This is a genomic window from Flavobacterium davisii (genome assembly GCF_042182265.1).
GTDB lineage: Bacteria > Bacteroidota > Bacteroidia > Flavobacteriales > Flavobacteriaceae > Flavobacterium > Flavobacterium davisii.
In genome coordinates, this window is the sequence record NZ_CP097869.1 from 3,188,466 (window position 1) to 3,211,876 (window position 23,411).

Below are 23,411 nucleotides of genomic sequence, written 5' to 3' on the forward strand. Positions count from 1 at the left end.
ATGAAAATAGGATACGAAGCTAAACGCGTATTTCATAATAGAACAGGTTTAGGAAATTATAGCAGGGATTGTGTTCGAATCCTTGCTACTTTTTTTTCAGAAAATCAGTATTTTTTATATAATCCTAAAAAAGCAAAAACACCTTTATTTAATATTAAAAGGAGTAATGTTCTGGAAAAACTTCCTTCTTCTGGCTTTTATAAAAAATTTTATAACGTATGGAGACAATTTGGAATTATTTCTGATCTTAAAAAAGATAATATCCAATTATTTCATGGTCTTTCGGGTGAGCTACCTAATGGTTTACATAAAAACGGTATTAAAAGTATTGTAACAATACATGACTTAATTTTTGTAAGATATCCTGAATTGTACTCTTTTTTTGATCGAAAAATTCATTTTTACAAATTTAAAAAGGCTGCTGAACAAGCTGATCTTGTCATTGCTATAAGTGAACAAACTAAAAAGGATATTATTCATTTTTTAAACATTCCTGAATCTAAAATTAAAGTAATATATCAGGGATGTCAAGATGTTTTCAAAAAAAAATATACTACTGAATTACAAGAAAAAGTTTTAAATAAATTCAATCTACCTAATCAATTTGTTCTAAATGTAGGTACTTTAGAAACAAGAAAAAATGCACTCAATATTGTAAAGGCTATAAAAGATATAGATACCCATTTAGTACTTATAGGCAAAGAAACTCCTTATACGAAAGAAATTCATCATTATATAAGTAAACACCAAATTCAACATAAAGTTAGTTTTTTAAAAGATGTGAGTAATGAAGAATTAGCTATTCTTTATCAGTTGGCAACTGTTTTTGTATACCCTTCTATTTTTGAAGGATTTGGAATTCCTATTATTGAAGCTCTTTTTTCAAAAACGCCTATCATTACAACTAATTCGGGCGTTTTCCCTGAAGCTGGAGGGCCTAATAGCTTATATATCAATCCTCATGATCCAGAGGAAATAAAAGAAAAAATTCAATGGATATTAAATAATCCTAAGGAAGCAGAATTTATTTCTACAAAAGGTTTTGAATATGTTCAGCAATTTACAGACGAAGTAATCGCAAAGAATTTAATGAATTGTTATCAATCTTTATTTTGATGTAAGTCGTACAGTTTTGTGTACTTTAAAAAACTTCCAAAGGCAGAAAACATGCTCCATACAAAACCTTCGTAACCATTTAAAATATTACATTGAATAAAATACACTCTAATAAATTGAAAAGGGAACAGAATAAAAGGTTTCAACAACGAAGCCTTCTTTCCTTTTTCATAAAGGAGCTCCCCACTTAACAATGAGTACTTTACTTGTTTTTGTACAGCAGTAGAAACATCAAAGACTGTATAATGCAGCATTTCATTAAACAAAATCCCTAACGATCCTTCTACTTTTATAACTTCATGAACTCTATCAGGTGTAAAACTTCCTTTCGATTTATTAAACAATCTTAAAATGGGTTTTTTATTTTCATTTCCATATTGAAATACTTTATTTAAAAAAACATGAGTTCTAGGTATTAAAAATCCGTTTTTAGAAGATTTTTCTAAATCTAATTCTTTAATTTCATTTATTAATTCATCTGAAAGTACTTCATCTGCATCTAATGATAATACCCATGTATGAGTCGTTTGCTCAAGGGCAAATTGTTTTTGTTTTCCAAAATTTTCGAATTTATTATAGATTACTTTAGCCCCATATTCTTTACAAATAGCAACCGTATTATCAGAACTCCCTGAATCTATAACTAATATTTCACTAGCCCAGTATAATTTTTCTAAACATTTAGCTATTATCTTTTCTTCATTAAAAGTTATGATAAAAACAGATATATTCATTACTTATTTAATTGTTGCTACAAATTCTTTAACTGTTCCAAATAATTTATTTTCTTTTTTAAAATAGAAAATAAAATCATCTAATCGTTTTACTAGTGGATCACCACTATTTTTTACAACATAATTTGGAAAGTTAAACTTTTCTGGCTGATTTAAATCTGTAAATTCCCAAGGGTGTAAATAAATATTTAGATAACCATCTTTTTTATAAGTCCAATTAGCTAAAAATTGGTAAAGCCACATTGGTAAGTTATGAAAAGATAACCAAAATAATGGAAATCGCACCCAAGGGCTTACTGAGGCTGGAATTTGCAAAACTTGATCTTGATAAAAATATTTTCTTGGTTTATCTAGATTATTATAACGTCCTGGTAAGAATGTTGGATTTATGGATGAATTATAGATATAACCTGCTTTTTGAATTTCTTTTTCATCCACTGGATACATACGAGGCATCCGAAACCCTATCACTTCTTTACCTGTTAATTCTTCTAATTTATCTTTTGATTCTTTCAGATGCTTTACTTCAAAATCTGTATGATAATAATTATGTGAGGCTATTTCATGTCCTGATTGAATAATACGATTTATAACCGATTTTGCATTCATGGCAAAAGTAGCAGTTGAAAAAAAGGTAGCTTTAATCTGATGTTTGTCTAACAAATCTAAAATTTTATTTGTTCCATCAATAGAAATAGACATTTGTTCTTCAAAAGAAATTTTTTTACCATATTCAAAGGGCATATCAAACTCTTCGATATCAAAACTTAATAAAATCATACTTAATTTTTATAATTGGTATCACGAATTAAATAATTAGGTCTTGCTTTAGACTGCATAAATAATTTACCTACATAAATTCCTATAATTCCTAAAACAATTAGATTTAATCCTCCAAAAAAGACAACTGTACTAATAAGAGAAGCCCAACCAGAAATTACATGTCCGTGATAAATGCTAAACAAGATGTAAACAAGATAGCCTATAAAGGATACTAAAGTGATGAATAGACCTAAAAGCACAGCTAAATACAATGGACGTGTACTAAATGAGGTGATACCTTGTAATGCAAAACGCAACATTTTTTTCACTGTATATTTACTTTCTCCTGCAAATCGTTTTGCTGGTTGAAAAGTAATTCCGTATTGTCTAAAACCAAGCCAATTTATCAAACCTCTAATAAATAATTCATTTTCAGAAAAACTGGAAAAAACTTTTGCTACACGTTGATCCATTAGTCTAAAATCAGCTGTACCTGGTTCAAATTTTACTTCTGAAAGATAATTCATTAAGTTGTAAAATCCACGAGAAGTTTTTTTCTTAAATAAAGACAAATTTTCATCTTCTTCTCTAATGGTATATACCACATCAAATCCCTCCTCCCATTTGGCTAATAACTGAGGTAATAATTCTGGTGGATGTTGCATATCTCCATCCATTGTTATGATAGCATCTACTGTATCTACTACTGTATCTACTCCTGCTTTTAGTGCATTTTGATGTCCGAAATTTTTAGATAATTCAACATAAAACAGTCTACTATCTTGTTCTGCTAACTCTTTTAATGTAGACAATGTTAAATCTTTACTTCCATCATCTACAAAAAGCAAACTATATTGATAATCAAGAGTAGCAAAAACCCTATGTAAAGAATCAATCATAATTTTTATATTTCCCACTTCATTATAAGCGGGAATTACTACGGCTATTTTTTTCTTTTCACTAGTCATTTTCTAAACTTATATGATGATTATTAGTATTTATAACTAACATTTCATAAACAATTTTTAGCCAAACTAGCACACATGGTAGGGCTTTTAAAGCATAAGGGTTAATATACTTTTCTCTAACAAATTTTGGAAATAGATCCGTTGGTGAAAAGCTGGTTAATAGCATAGCCAAAACAAACAAAAAACAATCTGTTTTAGTCATAGTCTTTCCTTTTAATACAAACCAAATTGCGACTCCAAAAAACGCTATAATATAGGTCGGTGATTCTGATCCTGAACTAAATATTACCGTAAATATTAAAACAGAAGCTAATAAAAGTAATTGAAAATTTCGATCTTTAAACATTGACCACCTTAAATAAGGTAATCCAAAAAGCACAATCCCTATTCCTAAAAAAGGCAAATTAGACCATTCAGCATGTCCTGAAATACGTCTAAACATTCCCATTACAGATATATCTTGTCTAGAATTAAACGAGGCATTTTCGCTATTTTTTACCACTAATCTTTCAAACCACTCAATATATGAATGACAAATGAATTGGGGAGATGAAATCAGCATAGGTAATATAAATAAGACCAGACTCCATAAAATAAGTCCTGCTATAAATTTGGGTTTATTTTTTATAAAAAAGAAGAAAGCCAATCCAACAATGCCATAAAGTTTTATAAAAATACCTAGAATTATACAAAAAGCAGCCGAAAGTTCTTTTTTTTCAATAATAAAAACATAAGTAAGAATTATTAATGCTGTCATAATAGGATTAAATTGTAATCCTAAGTTGGATGTAATAAATTCATTTAAACAAATCCATAAAATCAAATTAATTTTTTGTGTTTTTAGTGGTAGTTTAAAAACAGCCCATATAAGTAAAAAAGCATTAAAACAATTCCATAATACAATACCAATAGCATCTGGTAAAACAGCAAATGGGGCTATAAACAAGCTAAATATTGGTCCATAATGATTATGATCAAAATATAAGTTGGGATACTCCGCATATAAAGATTGTTTTTCTAATGTATGCCAAAAAACATTTTTAAAGATTAAATAATTGTTGTAGCTCCCTCTTGCAAATTGTTTTATAGCTGAAACTGCTGAAATAATAATCCAAATGATGGCTATATTTTTTGGATTTTGAAAAAAACTAACTTTGAAAATATTTTTTATCTTTTCAACCATTTTTCTTTGAACTTTTTCTTTGTAATTATCTTTTTTTGAAAGGCAGATGTATGATATACTAATTTTTCAAAAACTTCTTGTTTTGTTTTGCCATAAAGAATAGCGTATTCTTCACTTATGATTTCTAGTTGATCTTGTCTTGGAGTAATTCTCTCCATATTTTTCATTCTTTGATCAAAACTCATATTTGCATGAAATTTCATTCTATTTAAATCTACAAGATAAAAACTATATCCTCCCGTATCATTTTTTTTGATTAATGTATTACCTGGTGAATGATCTAAAAACTCTATTCCTTCGCTATGGAGTAAAAAAGTAAACTTTGTAAATTCTTTTAAAATTCTTACATGATCTGATTCCTCTATTGATAAATCTAACAGATCTCTAAAAAGATAATCATATTTTATATGTTCACAAACATAATAACTATCTTTCAGGGTAAACCACGAAAAATTCTCAAAATAACCTACAGGAAAAGGAGTTCCTATTCCTTTTTGTGCTAAAAGATGAGCATATTCATAGGAACGTCTTGCTTTTGATTTCCTGAAAAACTTATATACAACTCCATTAAACAATGATGGAACTTTAAAAATTTTAACATTCAAGACTTTTCCTTCATGGGAAATAATTTTTATTTGATTTCTTGTTCCTATTGTAAAATCGGTTCCTCTTTCTTTTAACTGCAATAACAGGTCTTGAATTTTTCTTTTCATGAAACAACTTTTATTAAAGGCAAAAATAACTTAAAATAAATATCTTTACACCTTTTATTAGAATAAAATGAATCAAAAAATTTGCGTTATTAGTTTTGATCACTGGAATTATGATCATCATATTGTTACTGAACTAAAAAAATTGGGTCATGAAAGTCATCATATAAAAATTGGAAATTTAAAACACAAAAATTTTTTTGAGCGATTAAAAAACACTTTCTCTAAAGTTTTTTTAGGCAAAAATCCTAAAATAAAAAAACGCCAAGACTATATTATATCCAGATTAGAGGAATTAGGAAAACAGGATCAAATTTTAGTCATAAATCCAGAACTTATAGCTCCTGAATATCATCTAAAAATAAAAAAATTCACTAATCTCTATTTAGCATATCTATATGATAGTATAGAAAGAAATCCTATTAATCATTTATCTCTTGATCTTTTTGATAAAATATATTCTTTTGATAGTACTAATTGCAAAGAATATCGTTTTATCAAAACATCTAATTATATTTATACAACAGAAAAAAACGCAACAAAAAACAAAATTCAAGATTTTATTTATATTGGTTCAATTGACGAACGAATTGATCTATTAAATGAAATAGGTGAAATTTTAAAAAGAAAAAAACTCTCATTTACTTTTTATAGTATTGGTAAAAAATCTTGGTTTTTCAATCTTAAGAAAAAATATAGGGGACATTATTCTAATATTACCTTTAGAAAAAAACGTTTTAGTCAAGCTGAAACGTTAGATTTATACCAAAAAAGTTCTGTTATAGTAGATGTTATCCGAAAAAACCAGAGCGGTTTAAGTTTTAGAATTTTTGAAGCATTAGGACTTGAGAAAAAAATAATTACGAATAACCCTTCTATAGTGAAATATGATTTATTTAAAATCAATAATATCTTTTATTTAAAAAACTTAAATGAACTTGATAATATTGAAGTATTTCTTCATTCGGAAACAAGAATTGATGAATCAATCATGAAAAATTACCAACTAACTAGTTGGGTGCAAAACATTTTTTCTTTGTGATTAGGGTATACTAAAAATCAAACCTTTTTTCTAAGAAATGTTTATACAAAAACTATATTATGATAGTACCTAAATAGTCTAATAAAAAAAGAGGCTGTTAAAAAAGTAAACAGCCTCTTTTTTATTTAATAAATTACCATTTAATAATAACACTTCCCCAAGTAAAACCAGAGCCAAAAGCTGCTAAAACAACTGTATCTCCTTCTTTTATTTTACCTTGTTCCCAAGCTTCTGTTAACGCAATAGGAATAGAAGCGGCTGTCGTATTTCCATACTCCATAATATTATTATATACTTGATCATCCGTCAGTTGAAACTTTTGCTGAATAAACTGAGAAATACGCAAATTAGCTTGATGAGGAATTAACATATCTATATCCGAAACCTCTAAATTATTTGTCTTTAATCCTTCCATGATTACTTCACTAAAACGAACTACTGCATTCTTAAATACAAATTGTCCGTTCATATAAGGAAAATAACTTTCATCATCTGGATTATTATCTGCCATTATATCTGTTACCCAACGTTTTCCCATACCAGGCGCAATAAGAGCTAATTCTTCTGCATATTGCCCCTCAGAATGCAAATGAGTGGATAAGATTCCTTTTGACAGATCTTCTTCACGTGTTAAAATGGCTGCTCCTGCCCCATCTCCAAAAATAACAGATACTCCACGTCCACGAGTAGTCATATCTAAACCTCTGGAATGAACCTCTGAACCAATAACCAATACATTTTTGTACATTCCTGTTTTAATGTATTGATCAGCTATAGAAATAGCGTATACAAAACCTGAACATTGATTTCGTACATCTAATGCTCCGATTGTTTTTAATCCCAAATCACGCTGTACTAGCACTCCTGGTCCTGGAAAATAATAATCTGGACTTAAAGTTGCAAAAATCAGAAAATCTATATCATCTTTACTGATCCCTGCTCTTTCTATTGCTATCTCAGCCGCTTTTACTCCCATTGAAGTAGTTGTTTCTTCAGGACTATTTACATGGCGTCTTCTTTTTATTCCTGTTCTTTCTTGGATCCACTCATCATTGGTATCCATAATTTTAGATAAATCGTCATTGGTTACCACATTTTCTGGAACATAATAACCTAATCCTGAAATTCTAGAATGATACATACTTAAAATTTTAGTTAAAAACCAGTCAACAAAGTTAACTGAACTTACAGTATTAACAAAATTTAGAGCTCTTTTTTTACAAATCAATAATTTTTAGAAAAACCAAACACTCAACATCAAATTAAACAGATTGTCGCATTATTTTTTATTCCATATTTCTCATAAAAATTTATCTTTATTGGATATTTGTATCTGAATATCTTTTCCTTTTTTAAATTATAATTCTATATTTTAAAACATGAACTATATTATAATTTGTGCCATTACATTTGTGGGAGCTGGCTTAACCCTTTTTTCAGGTTTCGGATTGGGAACTATTCTATTTCCTATTTTTGGCTTGTTTTTTCCTGTTGAAATAGCAATAACTTTAACCGCTATTGTTCATCTTTTAAATAATATTTTCAAATTTTTCTTGTTTAGAAAAAATGCAGATAGAGCTATCGTCTTAAAATTTGGTTTACCTGCTTTCATATTTTCTTTTTTGGGTGCCTTTTTATTAAATTTTTTAACAGATCAAAACGATTTATTAGAATATAATTTAGCAAACAAGGTTTTTAAGATTACTTTATTGAAGGTATTGATCGGATTTTTACTTATTTTATTTGCTTTATTTGATGTTATTCCTAAACTAAAAAAAATAGAATTTAATAGAAAATACTTAAGTTTCGGGGGTGCTTTGAGTGGTTTTTTTGGAGGGCTTTCTGGACACCAAGGAGCTTTACGTAGTGCTTTTTTAATTAGAGCAGGTTTAACAAAGGAATCATTTATTGCAACTGGAGTAGTAATAGCTTTTTTTATAGATATATCCAGAATAAGTATTTATCTTTCTAGAATCATAAACGATCCCTCTAATTTAGATTTTAAACTGATTACAATCGCAACTTTATCTGCTTTTGTTGGGGTTTATTTTGGCAATAAAATATTAAAAAAGACTACACTAGTTTTTATTCAACAAGTAGTAGCCTTTCTACTTTTTATTTATGGCATCAGCCTTATAGTAGGTATTATATAAGTACTTCTAAAGCTACATCTAATTGGAGCTCTAAAATATCTCTATGTTCAAAAAAAATAGGTCGCCCATTAAACGCTGCTTTTATTAAATAATACCCTCCTTTATAATAACATTGTTTAACTGTTGCTTTTAGTTGCCCTTCTTCTGAAACTCTTAATTGATGAGGATACAATAGAATGGTTTCTGACAATCCATTTCTATTGATTACTAGCTCATTAACTTCTCCAAATAGAGACGCTACATATTTATTTTTAGGATGGGTATAAATTTCTTTAGACGGAGCCTTTACTACTAACTCGCCTCCTCTTAAAACGAGTGTTTCATCAGCAAAAGCTAATGCGTCTGTACTATCGTGTGTTGCTATAATTACGGTAATACCTTTCGATTTTAAATAAGCAAACAAGTTACGTCTTAATGCGTTTTTCCTAAAATTATCAATATGGCTAAAGGGCTCGTCTAAAAGTAATACTTCGGGTTCTAGAGCTAAAACTCTAGCTAAGGCAACACGCTGTTGTTGCCCCCCACTTAGCTCGCTTACTTTACGTCGTGAAAAATCCCCCATTTCTACTATATCTAATAGTTCTTGAATACGCAAGCGTTTGATTGCTAATAATTGATTAGATAAGAACTTGCCTACGCTTTCAGATACCGTTTCATAAGGCATTAATCCAAAATCTTGAGCCATATATTTCATAAATGGCATCCCTGGAACCAAATTTTGCTTAGGTCCTATAATCGGCTTTTCATTCCAAAAAAGATTTCCTTCATTTACATCATACAATCCGTAGATCAATTTTAATAAAGTACTTTTTCCACAGCCGCTTTCGCCAATTAATGCTATATTTTGTCCTTTTTGAACCTCAAAATTTATGGCCTTAATAATTGGGGTATCCGTATATCCGAATGAAATATTTTTTACTTGAAGCATTTTATCAAATTAGGGTCACAAAAATAACAAGAATATCCAAGAAGCAAATATTTTTTAACCATAAATAATAAGATTCTATTATGATATAAAAAGAAAAATTGATACAAAATAGCTCTTTTTTCAAAATCCTAATGATAAATTTCAAAAAAAAGGATGGAAAGAATTGATTTTAAAAACAATCAAAAGGATATAATTGTTTCAATTATAAATTTTAATAATTCTGATTTTTGGCGTTATATAGTAAATAAAAATTTCTATGGCATTTTTATTTTTGAAAATGACACCCCTTCTTCTATATTATTTGAAAGTGTACAACATGAAATAACTTTAAATTCTATCTTATTTTTTTATCCTTATCAAAAATTAGAGTTTATTTCAAATCTTTCGGGTAAGTTACTTTTATTTCATCCTAATTATTTTTGTTTAGACGTACAGGCGAAAGAATATGGATGCCAGGGAGTTATTTTTCAAAATATATTACAAACTCGTATAATGCAACTTTCCACTCATGATCTTTACAAAATAATTCATCAATTTAGTTTAATTGAAGAAGAAATACAGCATTCTTCTATTGGAACTTATTTTTTAATCTTAAATTATATAAGCATTTTACTTCTTTTATGCCTAAGAATTATTACTTCTCAAAAAAAAACTTTATTAGATACAGATATGAGTCGTCTTAAAATTTTAATGGATGAATATATAACCTCTCAACATCAACCTAATTTTTATGCTCAAAAACTTAATATAACAACTAGAGAATTAAATTTTCTTATAAAATCTAGAACGGGCAAAACGACTCAAAAAGCTATTCATGAAAAATTAATTGCATTAGCTAAGAGCAAACTTTTTAATTCTAATTTGAGTGTTAAAGAAATTGCTTACGAATTAGGTTTTGAAGATCCTTTCTATTTTAGTCGTATTTTCAAACAACATACCCTTGTTTCTCCAAAAGATTTCCGAATAAACTTAAAACAAAATCATATTGATGATTTTCAGATCAAGATTTAGTTTTTTTATCCATATTTATGTTTTTCCATCTATTCTTTGGACATTAGAATGTAAGTAGTTTTGCTTTTAATATGTTAAACCAAATTTAATTAACAATGAAATCAAAACTATTACAATTTGCGCTTTTTAGTAGCTTTGGCATTTTGAGTTTATTCTCTTGTGAAAAAGATAATGCTTCTGCACCAATAGTAAATCCTACAATTCAAAACGAGTTTATAGGAACATGGGACAAACAAGATACCGTAAGAATTTCGTTTACTCAAGACGGAAAATTTACAGCACAACGATGGATTGGCTATGATAAATCTTACGCTAATAACTTTGCCGTAGAAGGAGAGTATATTACTACAAACGGAGAAGTTACAATTAACGTAAAAAAATCAAATCTAGCTCATTTATGGTCAAATCAAAAATTAGAAAAAATTATCTTAAAAACAGAATTAGCTTCAGACAAACAAACAGTAAAAGTTAAATCTGTTACAATATACCCTACCAATTTGGATGTAAAAGATGCCGTAATTAAAAGATTATCTAATTCATTTAAAAAGAATTTAGATCCTAAAACCGCTCTTCCTATTGAATTATTAACATTAACGGATATTGCCACCTACCAACCCATCAACTTACCTAATATCAAACCGTGGACTTACAAAACAGGAGAATTTAATTTTACATTCAATAATTATCAATTAGGCATTCCTACGACCGATCAAACAACCGTTAATTTACCTTTTTCTCCAATGGGACAACACTTACATTTAATTATAGATGATGCGCCTTATTTGGGTGTATCAAGTACCCCTTTTAAATATAATTTAGCCGATGGTGAACATACTATTGCAATTGCTCCAGGGCGTTCCTATCATGAAATATACAAAAATCCAGAAGCAATTATTACAACAAAAAGTACGATTATGAATGGAGATGAAATTTTAAGAGTAAACATTAGCAATCAGCCTCATATTTTTGCTAGTAGACCAAGAGGTACTTATTCTTTAACAGATGCTAAAAAACTTTTGATTGATTATATTTTAACAGAGGCTTCTAAAATAAATATTGATTCTAAAAAATATACTGTTAGAATTACAATTAATCAAACTCCTTTTTTAAATGAAAAATGGGTTCCAAAAGTTTTGGAAGGATTGGCCAGACTAGGAACGCATCAACTAATTTTAGATTTATATGATTTAGAAAATAAAAAAATTATTTCTACTAAAAAATCTGAATTTTTCATTCAGTAAAAAAAGACTGAGGGCGTCTAATAAGATGGTTATCTTACATTTCGACTAGTAGGAGATTTCACATAATTTTGATAATGTGATTTCTTCTATTGTCGAAGCAACAAACTAAACGTTGATTTACTTCTTTTCAGACAACCTCAGCCTTTCCTATCTTTTTACTGTCCTGATTCATTTTTAGCCTCTTGAATCATCTTTTGATTAGCAGTAATAGCAAATTCAACACGACGATTTTGAGCACGACCAGCATCTGTATCATTACTTGCTAATGGATCGGCTTCTCCCATACCTGTTGTAATAAAACGAGCTCCATTTAATCCTTTAGAAGCTAAATAATTCTTTACTGATTTAGCGCGATCATCTGATAATTTAAGATTATATTCATCAGAACCTTTACTATCCGTATAACCATAAATTTTAATATCTGTATCCGCATATTCTTTGAAAACAGGTACTAATTTATCTAAATTTGATTTTGCCTTGGCTGTTAAAGTCGCTTTGTTAAAATCAAAATTAACAGCATTTTCTCCTAAAGTTAATTTAATACCTTCTCCTACTCTTTCTACTTGCGCTCCGGGTAATGATTCACTAATCTTACGTGCTTGTCTGTCCATCTTATTTCCAATAACTCCTCCAGCTACACCTCCAATAACACCACCTAAAACAGCTCCTAAAGCACTATTCCCACCTTTTCCTATATTATTTCCTAAAACACCTCCTAAAACAGCTCCAGCTACAGTTCCGATTGCCGCACCCCTTTGTGTATTATTTGTATTTTTAATTGCCTCACAACTTGTCATCCCACTAATTAAAAAAGCTCCTGACATGGTATATATTGCTATTTTTTTCATCTTTTTATAACTTTTATTTTTTTCTAAAATGGTAAACGACCTTACCTCCACTATTTCCAACTTGTACTTTGCTAGTCAAATCAAATGCGTTTTCTGTTACATTTGAAACAATCAAGATATATCCTGAAGTTACTTTTCTTGGTTTTTCCCCTTCTTTAATAAACTTCAAAACCATTTGGTTCTCATCTGTTACATACCATTTAATATCAGAAGCATAAGAAGAACAACCCGCTTTTTTTAATGTCATGTTTCCCGAATCGTTATTGGACACCAAATGCCACTCACTCCCTTCAAAACATTTTGCATCAGCAATTTCAAAAGAAGTTACTTTAAAATACTCAGAACCTGCATATTCTACTCCACTAACTACCCAATCTCCCTTTAAAGCTACTTGTGTTTTTCTATTTACACTTGTAGTAACCAATGATTGTTTAGGTTTACAGGAAACCATGACCCCTAACATAGCAGCCATTAAAACTAGTTTTTTCATTTTATTTTGATTTTTTACGTTTGCCAACAAGGCAAATTTAATACCAATTTAGTAATTTTTTAGTAGAAAATCTACTACACAAACCGTCAATTTGTCAGATTTTAAGAATTGGTATTCTATTTGAAAAGGAATAAACTATTAAATTTAAATTTCAATAACATTATGACAACAGGAAAAATTAATGTTTCAGTAGAAAACATCTTTCCCTTAATCAAAAAGTTTTTATATAGCGATCACGAAATTTTTTTACGTGAGTTAGTTTCAAATGCTACAGATGCTACTTTAAAACTAAAGCATTTAACCAGCATTGGCGAAGCTAAAGTAGAATACGGCCACCCTATTATAGAAATTAAAATTGATAAAGAGGCTAAAAAGCTTCATATCATTGACCAGGGGTTAGGAATGACTGCTGAAGAAGTAGAAAAATACATTAATCAAATTGCTTTTTCGGGAGCGGAGGAGTTTTTAGAAAAATACAAAGATTCTGCCAAAGAATCAGGTGTAATTGGTCATTTTGGATTAGGTTTTTATTCTGCTTTCATGGTGGCTAATAAGGTAGAAATTATTACCAAATCTTTTAAAGAAGAATCGGCTGCTCATTGGACTTGTGATGGAAGTCCTGAATTTACTTTAGAGCCTCATAATAAAATGGAAAGAGGAACTGAAATTATTCTTCATATTGCGGATGATTCTGTTGAGTTTTTGGAGGAATTCAAAATTCGCGAATTATTAACAAAATACAACAAGTTTATGCCAATTCCCATCAAATTTGGTACTAAACAAGAAGCCTTACCGAAACCCGAAGATGCCCCTGAAGATTACAAAACAGAATACGTAGAAGTTGATAATTTTATTAACAATACGAATCCTGCATGGACAAAACAACCTTCAGAATTAACGGATGAGGATTACAAAAGCTTCTACCGCGAATTATATCCTATGAATTTTGAAGATCCTTTATTCAATATTCATTTAAATGTAGATTACCCGTTTAACTTAACAGGTATTTTATATTTCCCTAAATTATCTTCAGATTTACAAATACAAAAAGACAAAATTCAATTATACCAAAATCAAGTATTTGTAACAGATAATGTAGAGGGTATTGTTCCTGAATTTTTAATGATGCTAAAAGGAGTTGTTGACTCTCCAGACATTCCTCTAAACGTATCACGTTCGTATCTACAAGCCGATGGTAATGTAAAGAAAATTTCAAACTATATTACACGTAAAGTTTCAGATAAATTAAAATCTTTATTTAATGAAAATCGTGAGGATTTTGAAAAAAAATGGAATGACATTAAAGTAGTTTTAGAATACGGAATGTTATCTGAGGCCAAATTTTATGAAAAAGCGGGTGATTTTGTATTATATCCAACAACGGATAATAAATTTTACACATTAACCGAATTAAAAGAAGCATTAAAAGAAACACAAACTGACAAAGATGGTAAATTGGTCGTTCTTTATGCTTCTAACAAAGAAACACAACATAGTTATATTGATATTGCAAAAGAAAAAGGTTATCAAGTGGTATTGTTAGACTCTCCTATTGTTTCTCACTTGATTCAAAAATTAGAGGCTGATAATGAAAATGTAACCTTTACTCGTGTAGATGCGGATCATATAGACAAATTAATTCAAAAAGAAGACACTGCGATTTCAAAATTATCTGATGAAGAAAAGGATAAATTAAAAATCACAATTGAAACGGTGGTTCCTAAAGAAAACTATACTGTTCAAATGGAAGCTCTTGACAGCAATTCGGCTCCTTTTATGATTACACAACCAGAATTCATGCGTCGTATGAAAGAAATGAGTCAAACTGGCGGCGGCGGTATGTTTGGAATGGGTAATTTTCCAGAAATGTATAATTTAGTGGTAAATACCAACTCTGATTTAGCTTCTTCTATATTAAATAGTGATGAAAGCGAACAAAAGGACTTGGTAAAACAAGCTTTAGATATAGCTAAGTTATCACAAGGTTTATTAAAAGGAGAAGAATTAACTTCATTTGTAAAACGAAGTTTTGAAGCTTTAAAATAAATAGCAAGAAAAACAAAAGCCTGATTTCATCAGGCTTTTGTTTTTAATTATTTTCTTTTTACATTAACTGCAGCTAATCCTTTAGGTGTGCGCTCAACCTCAAAAACTACTACATCATTCTCTCTTACACGTTGTGTTAAACCTGTAGTATGAACGAATATTTCTTGTCCATCATTAGAAGTAATAAATCCAAAACCTTTTGTTTCATTAAAAAACTTTACTGTACCTTCTTGCATTTCTATTTATATTTAATTAATAATTACGACATGTGTGGCTCTAAAACCTTTAGGTGTTGTTTCTTTTTTAAAACTTACCCTTATATTCTTTTTAAATTTGGTATTAGTCCCTTCAAAATGAAATAATAAATTATCTCTGGTTTCATCTTCAGTAATAAATCCAAAACCTGTTTCTTTTATAAAAGTAACAAGACCTGTAGAAAAATCTTTTTTTATTCTACTAAAGTCCTTTTCTCCATTTTCATTATTTTTTTCTGTTTCAATAACTTGCAAATGAGGTGGTGTTGAGGTTAAATTTCCATTTTTATCAACATACACAAACATTTCTTCTAAAGATTTTCCTTTATTATTATTGACTTTTCGCTCGTTTCTTCTGAGCTCTTTATCTTGTTGTTTTTTTATTTTTTTCTTATTATTTTCTTTTTTCGAATAAGAATCTGCCATATATATCTAGGTTTACTTGTATTATTAACTATAAATTAATCACACAACAATAATTACACAATGTTATTACTGTAAAAATTATAATTAGTAATTAAAAAATAGGTTTTAAAAAAATGGCAGCTGGAAAGTAATTACTGAGGAAGTTAAAAACTACTAAAACAGAAAATCAAAAAGCAGTAACCTTTAAATTAAAGGGCAAATGTACGATAAAAAAACGATTTTGATCTAAAAAACTAAAAATCAATATATTTTATTTTCTATCTATGATGAAGGTATCCTAACTCGAATAGGCAAAGTAAATCACATGGTACTGATAATGTGACTTTTCCTCTCGTCGAAGTAACAGATTAAACATTGAATTTTGACTTTTCAAACATCTTCATTCCACTATAAGGATATACTCCAATCTACTAAGAAACAATAATCAGAAATCATTCCTTTTTACTTACAATAAGCTGTGGCTTTTTTATGATAATCTGAATAATATTGAAAAATTTTGTTTTACAACGAAGTCTAATCCCGAATCTGGGATAATAACAGATAAATTATTTTCATTTTTGAGAAAAATTAGAATACAAGAAATTGAAAATAAAACAAAAATCTTAACCAGAAAACTACCGCAAAAAATTAAATAGAAAGTTTTTTTTAGTAAATTTGACCGAGTCTATTTTAAAATTAAAATAGATCAATTATTTTTCATTAAAAAATAATTTAATAATACAAAGGAAAATACACGTATTTTAGACTTTCTAATATTGTGTTCTAGTTTTTTACTTTTAAAACTTATCTCTTCGTAATTTCTAATTAAAATTATTAATTGTATTTTCGATAATATTCTCTTAAATATCGTTTTTTAATGATCAATAAGGATTTTTTTAAATTCATTTTACACAATAAACAAAAAAATTAACATGACCCTATCAATTGAAACACCTGCCTTATTATTTTCAGCTAGTTCTTTAATCCTATTAGCCTATACGAATCGCTTTTTAACAATTGCTCAAATTATTAGAAGTTTAAAAAAGAATTATGAGGAGGTTCATAACAAATCTATTATTTTAGAAATTCAAAATCTTAATAACCGTTTAAATCTAATTCGTTTTATGCAACTTATGGGAGTACTCTGCTTATTCTTATCTGTTTTCGCAATGTTATTATTATTTTTTAATTTGCAATACATTGCTATTTATATTTTTGGTTTTAGTTTATTTAGCCTTTTAGTATCCTTAGGAATTTCTTTTTGGGAAATTAGTATTTCTGTTCATGCTTTAAAAGTTCATTTAAGTGATTTAGAGGAATTTTCAAAAAAAAATTAAGTTCTTTTTTTATTCCAGATTACGCGATAAACTTTACCGTGAAGATGAAAAGTGAAAATCAGGATAAAACTGTAAGGATTTTTTTATCGTCAACTTAATTACTATATTGAGTACAAAAATCGTTATTTATCACTTGAATCAAAGAGAGAAATCACATTATCAATATTATGTGATTTCTCCTATTGTATAGATAATAAGATTACGAACTTTTAAGACATCTTATGTCGGACAAAATGTACTTTTTAGATTCAAAAAACATCTTTTTATTTTATTACTTAATTCCCTATTATATTTCCATTATCTTCCTTTTTTTCTTTATTCAACATATTAGGATCTTCTTTTGCCATTTTATTTTTGGTTGGAATCTTATAGTTTAAAGTAATCCCTATTCTACGCGTATCACTTTTATTAGACATATAAAGGGCAGTATTCGAAAAGTTAAATGATGATATATTAAAATTAAATATGTCGTCTACATTTACTGAAACTGTTAATTGATTAGCTAAAAACTTTTTAGAAAAAGTCATATCTAAACTATGATTAAAAGGTCTTTGCGCTACAAAATAAAAATAATTTCCTCCTTTTGTAATATGGCTATAATTAGTTACCCATTTAATTTCTCCTGGTAATACGATTTGTGACATAATATTGAAAATCCAAAATGCTTTCGTATCAACTGTTGGTATTTCATGTTTTTGTCTACCTGCATAAACAAACATGAAATTGATTTTATCTGGATTGAAATTAAATTGAGCCGTTTCTTTTAAGCCTTTGGTGAATAGCATATAAGGAATAGGTAATCCAAAATTGAATGTATGAATTTTTATTGAAGGAATATTTTCATTTGTATTAACCATTCGGTTTCCACTTAAATACATTCGTTGAGCAACTTGATTAAATCCTTCGCTAATATTATAACCAATAAAAGCGTACTCAAAAACGGATAATTTTAATTCATAATTATTAAAAAGTGTGGGTTGTAATTGTGGATTTCCCAAATATCCAATATTTGGATTTTGATAATTTGTGTTATTTGGATTAAGAGAAGATGTACTAGGTAATGTTATCTTTTTATTATAGCTTCCTGATATAACTATTTTGTTTGCTAAGTCATATTGAATGCTTGCATTAGGAAATATTCTATATTGTTTAAAAGGGATTAAAGGTTGTGTTTCTGTTTTTCCTGAAATATCATAATTTTCTCCTCTTAGCCCTATAGTAAATTCAAACTTTTTATATTTAGTTTGTAATTCTGCATAAGTAGAAGCAGTCATTCTTTTGTATTCTAAATTATTATTTTTTTTATTAAAAGTATTAAAATATAATTCTTCATACAAAGTACCTACAGTAATTTTACCTTCGTCTAATAGTTTTATAGGTTGATTATAATCTATTTTAAAGTTATAAAGGCGTTGTACTGATTCGTTACTTAAGGTATTTATATTAAAGTTTCTTGAATACAAGTCAAAATCATTTGATATACTATTAAAATTAAATTTAAAATCAAGTTTTTTATTAGAATCCGAAAAACGCATTTGGTATGTTGCTACTGCATCCTGACGCAATGTTTGTGTTTTACTGTCATCTATGGTTGAAAATATAGTTGAATTAGGTAATAATCCTTTTGCATCTGTAACACTAGAATTGTTATTAGAATAAATATCATAATTCAATAATACTCTATTTTTTCCTATCTCAAATGTAAGTCCTGTTTTTACAAAGAGTGTTCTTAAAATACGATCTGAATCAATAGAATTTAATAACGTAGACTGATCTGTTTCTTTTTTAAGTACTTCTGACCACATGCCTCGTTCTGCATAGTTTTGACCTAGATTTAACTGCCATCCAAATATTTTATTTTTAGAGCTTAAAAGTACACTGTTGTTTGTTCGCCAACGATTTTTATCATAAGAGGTAAAACTACTGCTATTGGTATAGGTGGCTGTTAGAAAATTTTTGGCATTTTTGTTAGTAACAATATTAAGAATGGCGCCTCCTGAGGTGGCTGGAAATTCTGCTCCTGGATTTGTAATGACTTCTATTTTTTCAACGGAATTAGCTGGTAATCCTTCTAAAAAAGCGTTCAACTCATTTGTTGAAATATTAAGAGGTCTTCCGTCTAAAAATACATCTAATTGTTTACCTTGATACATCATACCTGCAACATCAGAAGCTACTAAACCAGGTAATTTTTTCATTCCTTCTAAAACAGATCCTGAATTTAGATGAGCTTGGCTTGCAAATTCAAAAATAGTACGATCTGCTTTTTGTTCAACTGCTTTTTTTTCTTTAACAATTGCTATTTCTTTTAATTCATTCGTTTTTCCTTTATTTTCTTGAGCATGAGTTGCAATAGATAAAAAAGTTAATAACAAAAGACAGGTTTTATTTTTTTTCATGTATTTATAAAATCTTTTATCTTAGTAGACTGTTTTATTGATTTTTGTTACAAGTTTTAACCTTTTTTTAACAAAGAATATTATTTAGTTTTTGAGTATCAACGAAATGTTTTAAACTTTTTTGTTGGAGCAAAAATTAGTTTTTTTGTTTCATATCTTATATTTTTTTGCACTGCAAGGGATTACGGAGTCAAAACACGGATGGAATATGGGGCAAAAAGATCATTTTGTTGCTAATTGGAAAAAAATTAAATCATTTTCAATAGGCAATTAATAAATTATATAGTTTATTTATATCAAAAGGTTTAAAAATAATGCCTGAAAAATATTTTTTAAAATCTTCATCTGTATCAGCCAGAATATCGGCTGTAAGTGCAAAAATAGGTGTTTGTATATTTAAATTTTGAGTTATTTTAATATCTTTTGAAACTTCAAAACCGTTCATTTCGGGCATGTGGATGTCCATTAAAATGAAATCAAATTTTTGATGTTTTACTATTTCTATTGCTTTTTTACCTGTATCCACATACTCAATTTCCATGCTCCATTTTTTTAATAGTTTTGAAAGTAACATTCCGTTCATTTTTGTATCGTCTACAATCAATACTTTTTTCCCTATTAATTGATTTTTTTCATTTATTTTTATCAAAATTTCTTTTGATTTTTCTAACTCGATTTCAAAATAAAAAGAGGTTCCTATATATTGTTTACTTTCTACGATTATACTACTGTTATGTAATTCTATCAATCGTTTTACAATTGCTAATCCTAAACCAGTTCCTCCATGTTTGCGTGTTAAATAAGGTTTTAGCTGTGAAAAACTATCGAATATACGAGGTAAGTTTTCTTCTGATATCCCTTCTCCTGTGTCAGTTATTCGAAAAGAAATTAGATCGGTTTCTTCTCCTGAATTAACTACTTTTATTTCTAATTTTACAGTTCCTTCATCTGTAAATTTAATAGCGTTACTTATTAAATTATTTAAAATTTGTGTTAATTTGGTGGGATCTATTAAATAATGGTTAGAAAAATTTACTGTTGAAAAATAGGCGAGTTCAATGTTTTTACTTTTTGCAAAACGTTCGAACATTTCAATTGTATTTTGACATAAAAAATTAATATTGGTTGAAACTAAATCTAATTTTACATTTTGTCCATCTAACCGATTAAAATCTAGAACATCGTTTACAACACTAATTAGATTATCCGATGCGAATTTTAAATTTCTTACAATTTTTTTCCCTTCATTTACAATTTTATCATCTAATAAAACGAGTGAGGCTACAATAGCATTCAATGGAGTTCTTATTTCATGACTCATTATAGACAAAAACTCTTGTTTTCTTTTATAATTTTCAAGTTCGTCTAAATTTTTCTTTTCTAATATTTTTTGTTTTTCTCTTTGTAAAATGGCTTCATTTTCTATTTTTTCCATTTTAGCTATTAACTCATAACTTTCTATTACTTTTAATGTTTGAGTATTAATAACAGTTTCTTTTTCTAATAAATGGTTTTCAAAATAATATAAGGATTTTTCAAAATCACCTAAACTTTTATATATAAGATAAATGATACGATTTAATTTAATAGTACATATTGAAAACTCTAAGGTTTCACTTAATAATAATCCTTCTTTTGCAAATTGTAATGCTTTATCTATATCTTTCATTTCAAAATAAAGGGCTGCTAATTTTGTCATCGTCATAACAACTCCGATATTTTCCCCCATTTTCTTATGAATATTCAAGGATTTTTCATAGAAATCTTTTGCTTTATCATATTCTTTACAAAAATGATATACTTTGCCTTTACCATACAATGCGTAAGCCATTCCTCTTATATCATTTGTTTGTTTTTTTAGTTCTATGGACTTATTAATCGTTTGTTTTGCAAAATTTATCTTTCCCATTTTAATCAAAATACCTGAAAGATTGTTATACACATTCGATTCTAGATTTAAATCATGAATTTTCTTAGCATTACGAATTGCACTTTTATATACTTTAAATGCACTGGTTATATCGCCTATACATTCAAAAATAGTACCCAAAGACTTTTCAGTACGCGATTGATTACAATAATCATCGTACTTTCTATAAATCTTTAAGGCATCACTAAAATGAATAAGACCTAAATGATACTGATTTGTTTTGTAATAAACACCTGCTAATCCATATTTCGCATCTGCCAAGCCTCGATCATCTCCTAATTCATTAAAAATTTTTATGGCATTTTCGGAATAATATTTAGCTCTTTGCATTTCCCCAACTATCATGTAGTATAAAGCTAGTTGGCTATAACTTTTTCCAATCAAAACTTTATTATCTATAAATAAAGAAGCCTTTAAAGCTTGATTAGCTATTGTTATACTTTTGGTAAGATTATTAATCCTAATAGAATAAGCCTCTACTAGCTTTTGCTCTATAGTCTTAACTGAATTTTGCATAAATTCCCCAATTATTTACACCTTACAAATAAACAGAAACTTTTTCAGATAACCCCTATTAAACCTTTTTATTTTTTCTCAGTCTTATAAACAAACCTATAAATCTAAATAATCATGAAAAAATTTCTCTTTATATTTTTAACCTTTTTCTTTTTGACTCCAAAATATGCTCAAAATATGGAGGTAAAGGAAACAAATCAGGAAAACTTTAATTTAGAAGGCGCTTTAGCCATCTTTAAAAACGCAGCTTCATTAGAGGAGTTTGAGAAAGCTATAAATGAAGAAAATAACAATGTAAACAATCTTGATTTGAATAATGATGGAACAACAGATTACATTACTGTTGAAGATATAATAGACGATTCTGATCATATTATTATTTTAAGTGCATTAGTAGGTGATTCCGAAAAACAAGATATTGCCACTTTAAATATTGAAAAAGTAGGAAATGACGAGGTGTATATTCAAATTATAGGGGATGAAGATTTGTTTGATAAAAATACAATTGTTGAACCTTATGATATATCTGAAAAAATAATGAGCGATAAAGGTCCTTCCGTTGGGGAGAGTATTATAACACGAATCATGATAAATGTTTGGACATGGCCTTGTATTCGATTCATTTATGCTCCAGGTTATCGTGTTTGGGTGTCACCTGTACGCTGGTCATTGTTTCCTCGTTGGTGGAAACCTTGGCGCCCTATCAATCACGCATTATTTATCACTCACATTTATAAACATAGAGGTTATTTTCACCGAATAAAAACACCTGCTAGAAAATTACATGTAAAATATCTTTCTAGAAAAAAAAATAAGGCTTCATTTATGAAACCAAAAAGGATACCATATAATATGGGTAGGAAAAATCATAAACGATAAATTCTTCCATTTTAAGTACTCATTTGGATAATCATTTTTTCTATTAGAGATTCTAAAATTTGTTTTATGCAAGGTGCTTAATTTTAAATTAAATATCAAAAAAACTCAAAGTTTCAATATCTTTAATTTGCTTCAAGGTTTTCTCTAAAACCTTGAAGTTCTTTGCTTTTTACATCTTATTTTTCTTTAGAAATTTTGAAACACCTATTCTATTAGTTTCTAGATTAGCATATAAAGATCCCTCGTTAATCTTGATAATGGAAATTTAAATATTGAAATAGTTTCAAAAGTAGTTGTATCAAAGGTCCGTAATCTTATTATTTCTACTATTCTATAAATGACATAATATTGATAATGTTACTTCTCTCTTTTATCTAAGTAACAAACCACGCATTGAACTATCACTTTTGTCTCCATATCTGCAAGAAAAAATTCCCATGCCTTATTATTTTTTTCGTT

General features: G+C 28.3%; 21 protein-coding genes. 8 read left to right on the forward strand and 13 right to left on the reverse strand.

The window, feature by feature from the left end; genetic code table 11:
• A complete protein-coding gene (locus NAB20_RS13620) occupies positions 1-1,116 on the forward strand; it encodes a glycosyltransferase family 1 protein (RefSeq protein WP_127822814.1) in 1,116 nt (371 codons plus the stop codon).
• Here NAB20_RS13620 and NAB20_RS13625 read toward each other — a convergent pair.
• From NAB20_RS13625 to NAB20_RS13645, 5 genes are read right to left on the reverse strand one after another with little or no spacing between them, the layout of a single operon-like run.
• On the reverse strand, positions 1,101-1,850 hold the full coding sequence (locus tag NAB20_RS13625) for a glycosyltransferase family 2 protein (protein ID WP_105196608.1): 750 nt from the start codon (positions 1,848-1,850) through the stop codon (positions 1,101-1,103). The genes NAB20_RS13620 and NAB20_RS13625 overlap by 16 nt on opposite strands.
• A gap of 3 nt (positions 1,851-1,853) precedes the next feature.
• The gene (locus NAB20_RS13630; RefSeq protein ID WP_375605254.1) at positions 1,854-2,630 is read right to left on the reverse strand and encodes a polysaccharide deacetylase family protein; all 777 of its coding nucleotides are present in this window, start codon (positions 2,628-2,630) and stop codon (positions 1,854-1,856) included.
• Between the two features lie 2 nt (positions 2,631-2,632).
• Positions 2,633-3,580: a glycosyltransferase family 2 protein gene (locus NAB20_RS13635; protein ID WP_375605255.1), complete on the reverse strand. Its 948-nt coding sequence runs from the start codon at positions 3,578-3,580 to the stop codon at positions 2,633-2,635.
• Positions 3,573-4,763, reverse strand: a complete 1,191-nt coding sequence (locus NAB20_RS13640) for a glycosyltransferase family 87 protein (RefSeq protein ID WP_127822812.1) — start codon at positions 4,761-4,763, stop codon at positions 3,573-3,575. Before NAB20_RS13640 ends, NAB20_RS13635 begins: the two co-directional genes overlap by 8 nt.
• Positions 4,748-5,476, reverse strand: a complete 729-nt coding sequence (locus NAB20_RS13645) for a Kdo domain containing protein (RefSeq protein WP_105196612.1) — start codon at positions 5,474-5,476, stop codon at positions 4,748-4,750. Before NAB20_RS13645 ends, NAB20_RS13640 begins: the two co-directional genes overlap by 16 nt.
• 67 nt (positions 5,477-5,543) lie before the next feature.
• On the opposite strand from NAB20_RS13645, the gene NAB20_RS13650 reads away from it, so the two are divergent.
• Positions 5,544-6,515 carry a hypothetical protein gene (locus NAB20_RS13650; RefSeq protein ID WP_105196613.1) on the forward strand — a complete coding sequence of 324 codons (972 nt, stop codon included), beginning with the start codon at positions 5,544-5,546 and terminating at the stop codon, positions 6,513-6,515.
• A 133-nt stretch (positions 6,516-6,648) separates the two neighbouring features.
• Here the strand turns inward: NAB20_RS13650 and NAB20_RS13655 are convergent, their stop codons facing one another.
• On the reverse strand, positions 6,649-7,656 hold the full coding sequence (locus tag NAB20_RS13655; RefSeq protein ID WP_105196621.1) for a 3-oxoacyl-ACP synthase III family protein: 1,008 nt from the start codon (positions 7,654-7,656) through the stop codon (positions 6,649-6,651).
• A gap of 238 nt (positions 7,657-7,894) precedes the next feature.
• Here NAB20_RS13655 and NAB20_RS13660 point away from each other — a divergent pair, with 238 nt between their 5' ends.
• On the forward strand, positions 7,895-8,668 hold the full coding sequence (locus NAB20_RS13660) for a sulfite exporter TauE/SafE family protein (RefSeq protein ID WP_127822811.1): 774 nt from the start codon (positions 7,895-7,897) through the stop codon (positions 8,666-8,668).
• Here the strand turns inward: NAB20_RS13660 and NAB20_RS13665 are convergent.
• Positions 8,661-9,596, reverse strand: coding sequence for an ABC transporter ATP-binding protein (locus NAB20_RS13665; protein WP_105196615.1), 936 nt, complete (start codon positions 9,594-9,596; stop codon positions 8,661-8,663). The genes NAB20_RS13660 and NAB20_RS13665 overlap by 8 nt on opposite strands.
• Before the next feature lie 153 nt (positions 9,597-9,749).
• Here NAB20_RS13665 and NAB20_RS13670 point away from each other — a divergent pair, with 153 nt between their 5' ends.
• Entirely contained in the window at positions 9,750-10,607 is an 858-nt protein-coding gene (locus NAB20_RS13670; protein ID WP_105196616.1) for an AraC family transcriptional regulator, read from the forward strand.
• A 95-nt stretch (positions 10,608-10,702) separates the two neighbouring features.
• Positions 10,703-11,848 carry a hypothetical protein gene (locus tag NAB20_RS13675; protein ID WP_235877655.1) on the forward strand — a complete coding sequence of 382 codons (1,146 nt, stop codon included), beginning with the start codon at positions 10,703-10,705 and terminating at the stop codon, positions 11,846-11,848.
• A 155-nt stretch (positions 11,849-12,003) separates the two neighbouring features.
• On the opposite strand, the gene NAB20_RS13680 is transcribed toward NAB20_RS13675, so the two are convergent.
• A complete protein-coding gene (locus NAB20_RS13680; RefSeq protein WP_105196618.1) occupies positions 12,004-12,696 on the reverse strand; it encodes an OmpA family protein in 693 nt (230 codons plus the stop codon).
• Positions 12,697-12,709: 13 nt separating this feature from the next.
• The gene (locus NAB20_RS13685; RefSeq protein WP_240668919.1) at positions 12,710-13,186 is read right to left on the reverse strand and encodes a hypothetical protein; all 477 of its coding nucleotides are present in this window, start codon (positions 13,184-13,186) and stop codon (positions 12,710-12,712) included.
• A 162-nt stretch (positions 13,187-13,348) separates the two neighbouring features.
• On the opposite strand from NAB20_RS13685, the gene htpG reads away from it, so the two are divergent.
• Positions 13,349-15,232 (forward strand): molecular chaperone HtpG, encoded by a 1,884-nt coding sequence (gene htpG, locus NAB20_RS13690; RefSeq protein ID WP_088394288.1) that lies wholly within the window; start codon positions 13,349-13,351, stop codon positions 15,230-15,232.
• A 47-nt stretch (positions 15,233-15,279) separates the two neighbouring features.
• Here the strand turns inward: htpG and NAB20_RS13695 are convergent, their stop codons facing one another.
• Together NAB20_RS13695 and NAB20_RS13700 are read right to left on the reverse strand one after the other, a co-directional pair.
• Positions 15,280-15,468 (reverse strand): cold-shock protein, encoded by a 189-nt coding sequence (locus tag NAB20_RS13695; RefSeq protein ID WP_088394286.1) that lies wholly within the window; start codon positions 15,466-15,468, stop codon positions 15,280-15,282.
• Positions 15,469-15,480: 12 nt separating this feature from the next.
• Positions 15,481-15,912, reverse strand: coding sequence for a cold-shock protein (locus NAB20_RS13700; protein ID WP_088394284.1), 432 nt, complete (start codon positions 15,910-15,912; stop codon positions 15,481-15,483).
• A 911-nt stretch (positions 15,913-16,823) separates the two neighbouring features.
• On the opposite strand from NAB20_RS13700, the gene NAB20_RS13705 reads away from it, so the two are divergent.
• Positions 16,824-17,228: a DUF2721 domain-containing protein gene (locus tag NAB20_RS13705; RefSeq protein ID WP_105196944.1), complete on the forward strand. Its 405-nt coding sequence runs from the start codon at positions 16,824-16,826 to the stop codon at positions 17,226-17,228.
• A 275-nt stretch (positions 17,229-17,503) separates the two neighbouring features.
• Here NAB20_RS13705 and NAB20_RS13710 read toward each other — a convergent pair whose 3' ends face one another.
• Positions 17,504-19,627 (reverse strand): outer membrane beta-barrel protein, encoded by a 2,124-nt coding sequence (locus tag NAB20_RS13710; protein WP_375605256.1) that lies wholly within the window; start codon positions 19,625-19,627, stop codon positions 17,504-17,506.
• Positions 19,628-19,886: 259 nt separating this feature from the next.
• Complete coding sequence (locus tag NAB20_RS13715; RefSeq protein ID WP_127822808.1) at positions 19,887-22,073, reverse strand: tetratricopeptide repeat protein; 2,187 nt, start codon at positions 22,071-22,073, stop codon at positions 19,887-19,889.
• A 114-nt stretch (positions 22,074-22,187) separates the two neighbouring features.
• On the opposite strand from NAB20_RS13715, the gene NAB20_RS13720 reads away from it, so the two are divergent.
• Positions 22,188-22,952: a hypothetical protein gene (locus tag NAB20_RS13720; RefSeq protein ID WP_127822807.1), complete on the forward strand. Its 765-nt coding sequence runs from the start codon at positions 22,188-22,190 to the stop codon at positions 22,950-22,952.
• The last annotated feature ends 459 nt before the right edge of the window (positions 22,953-23,411 follow it).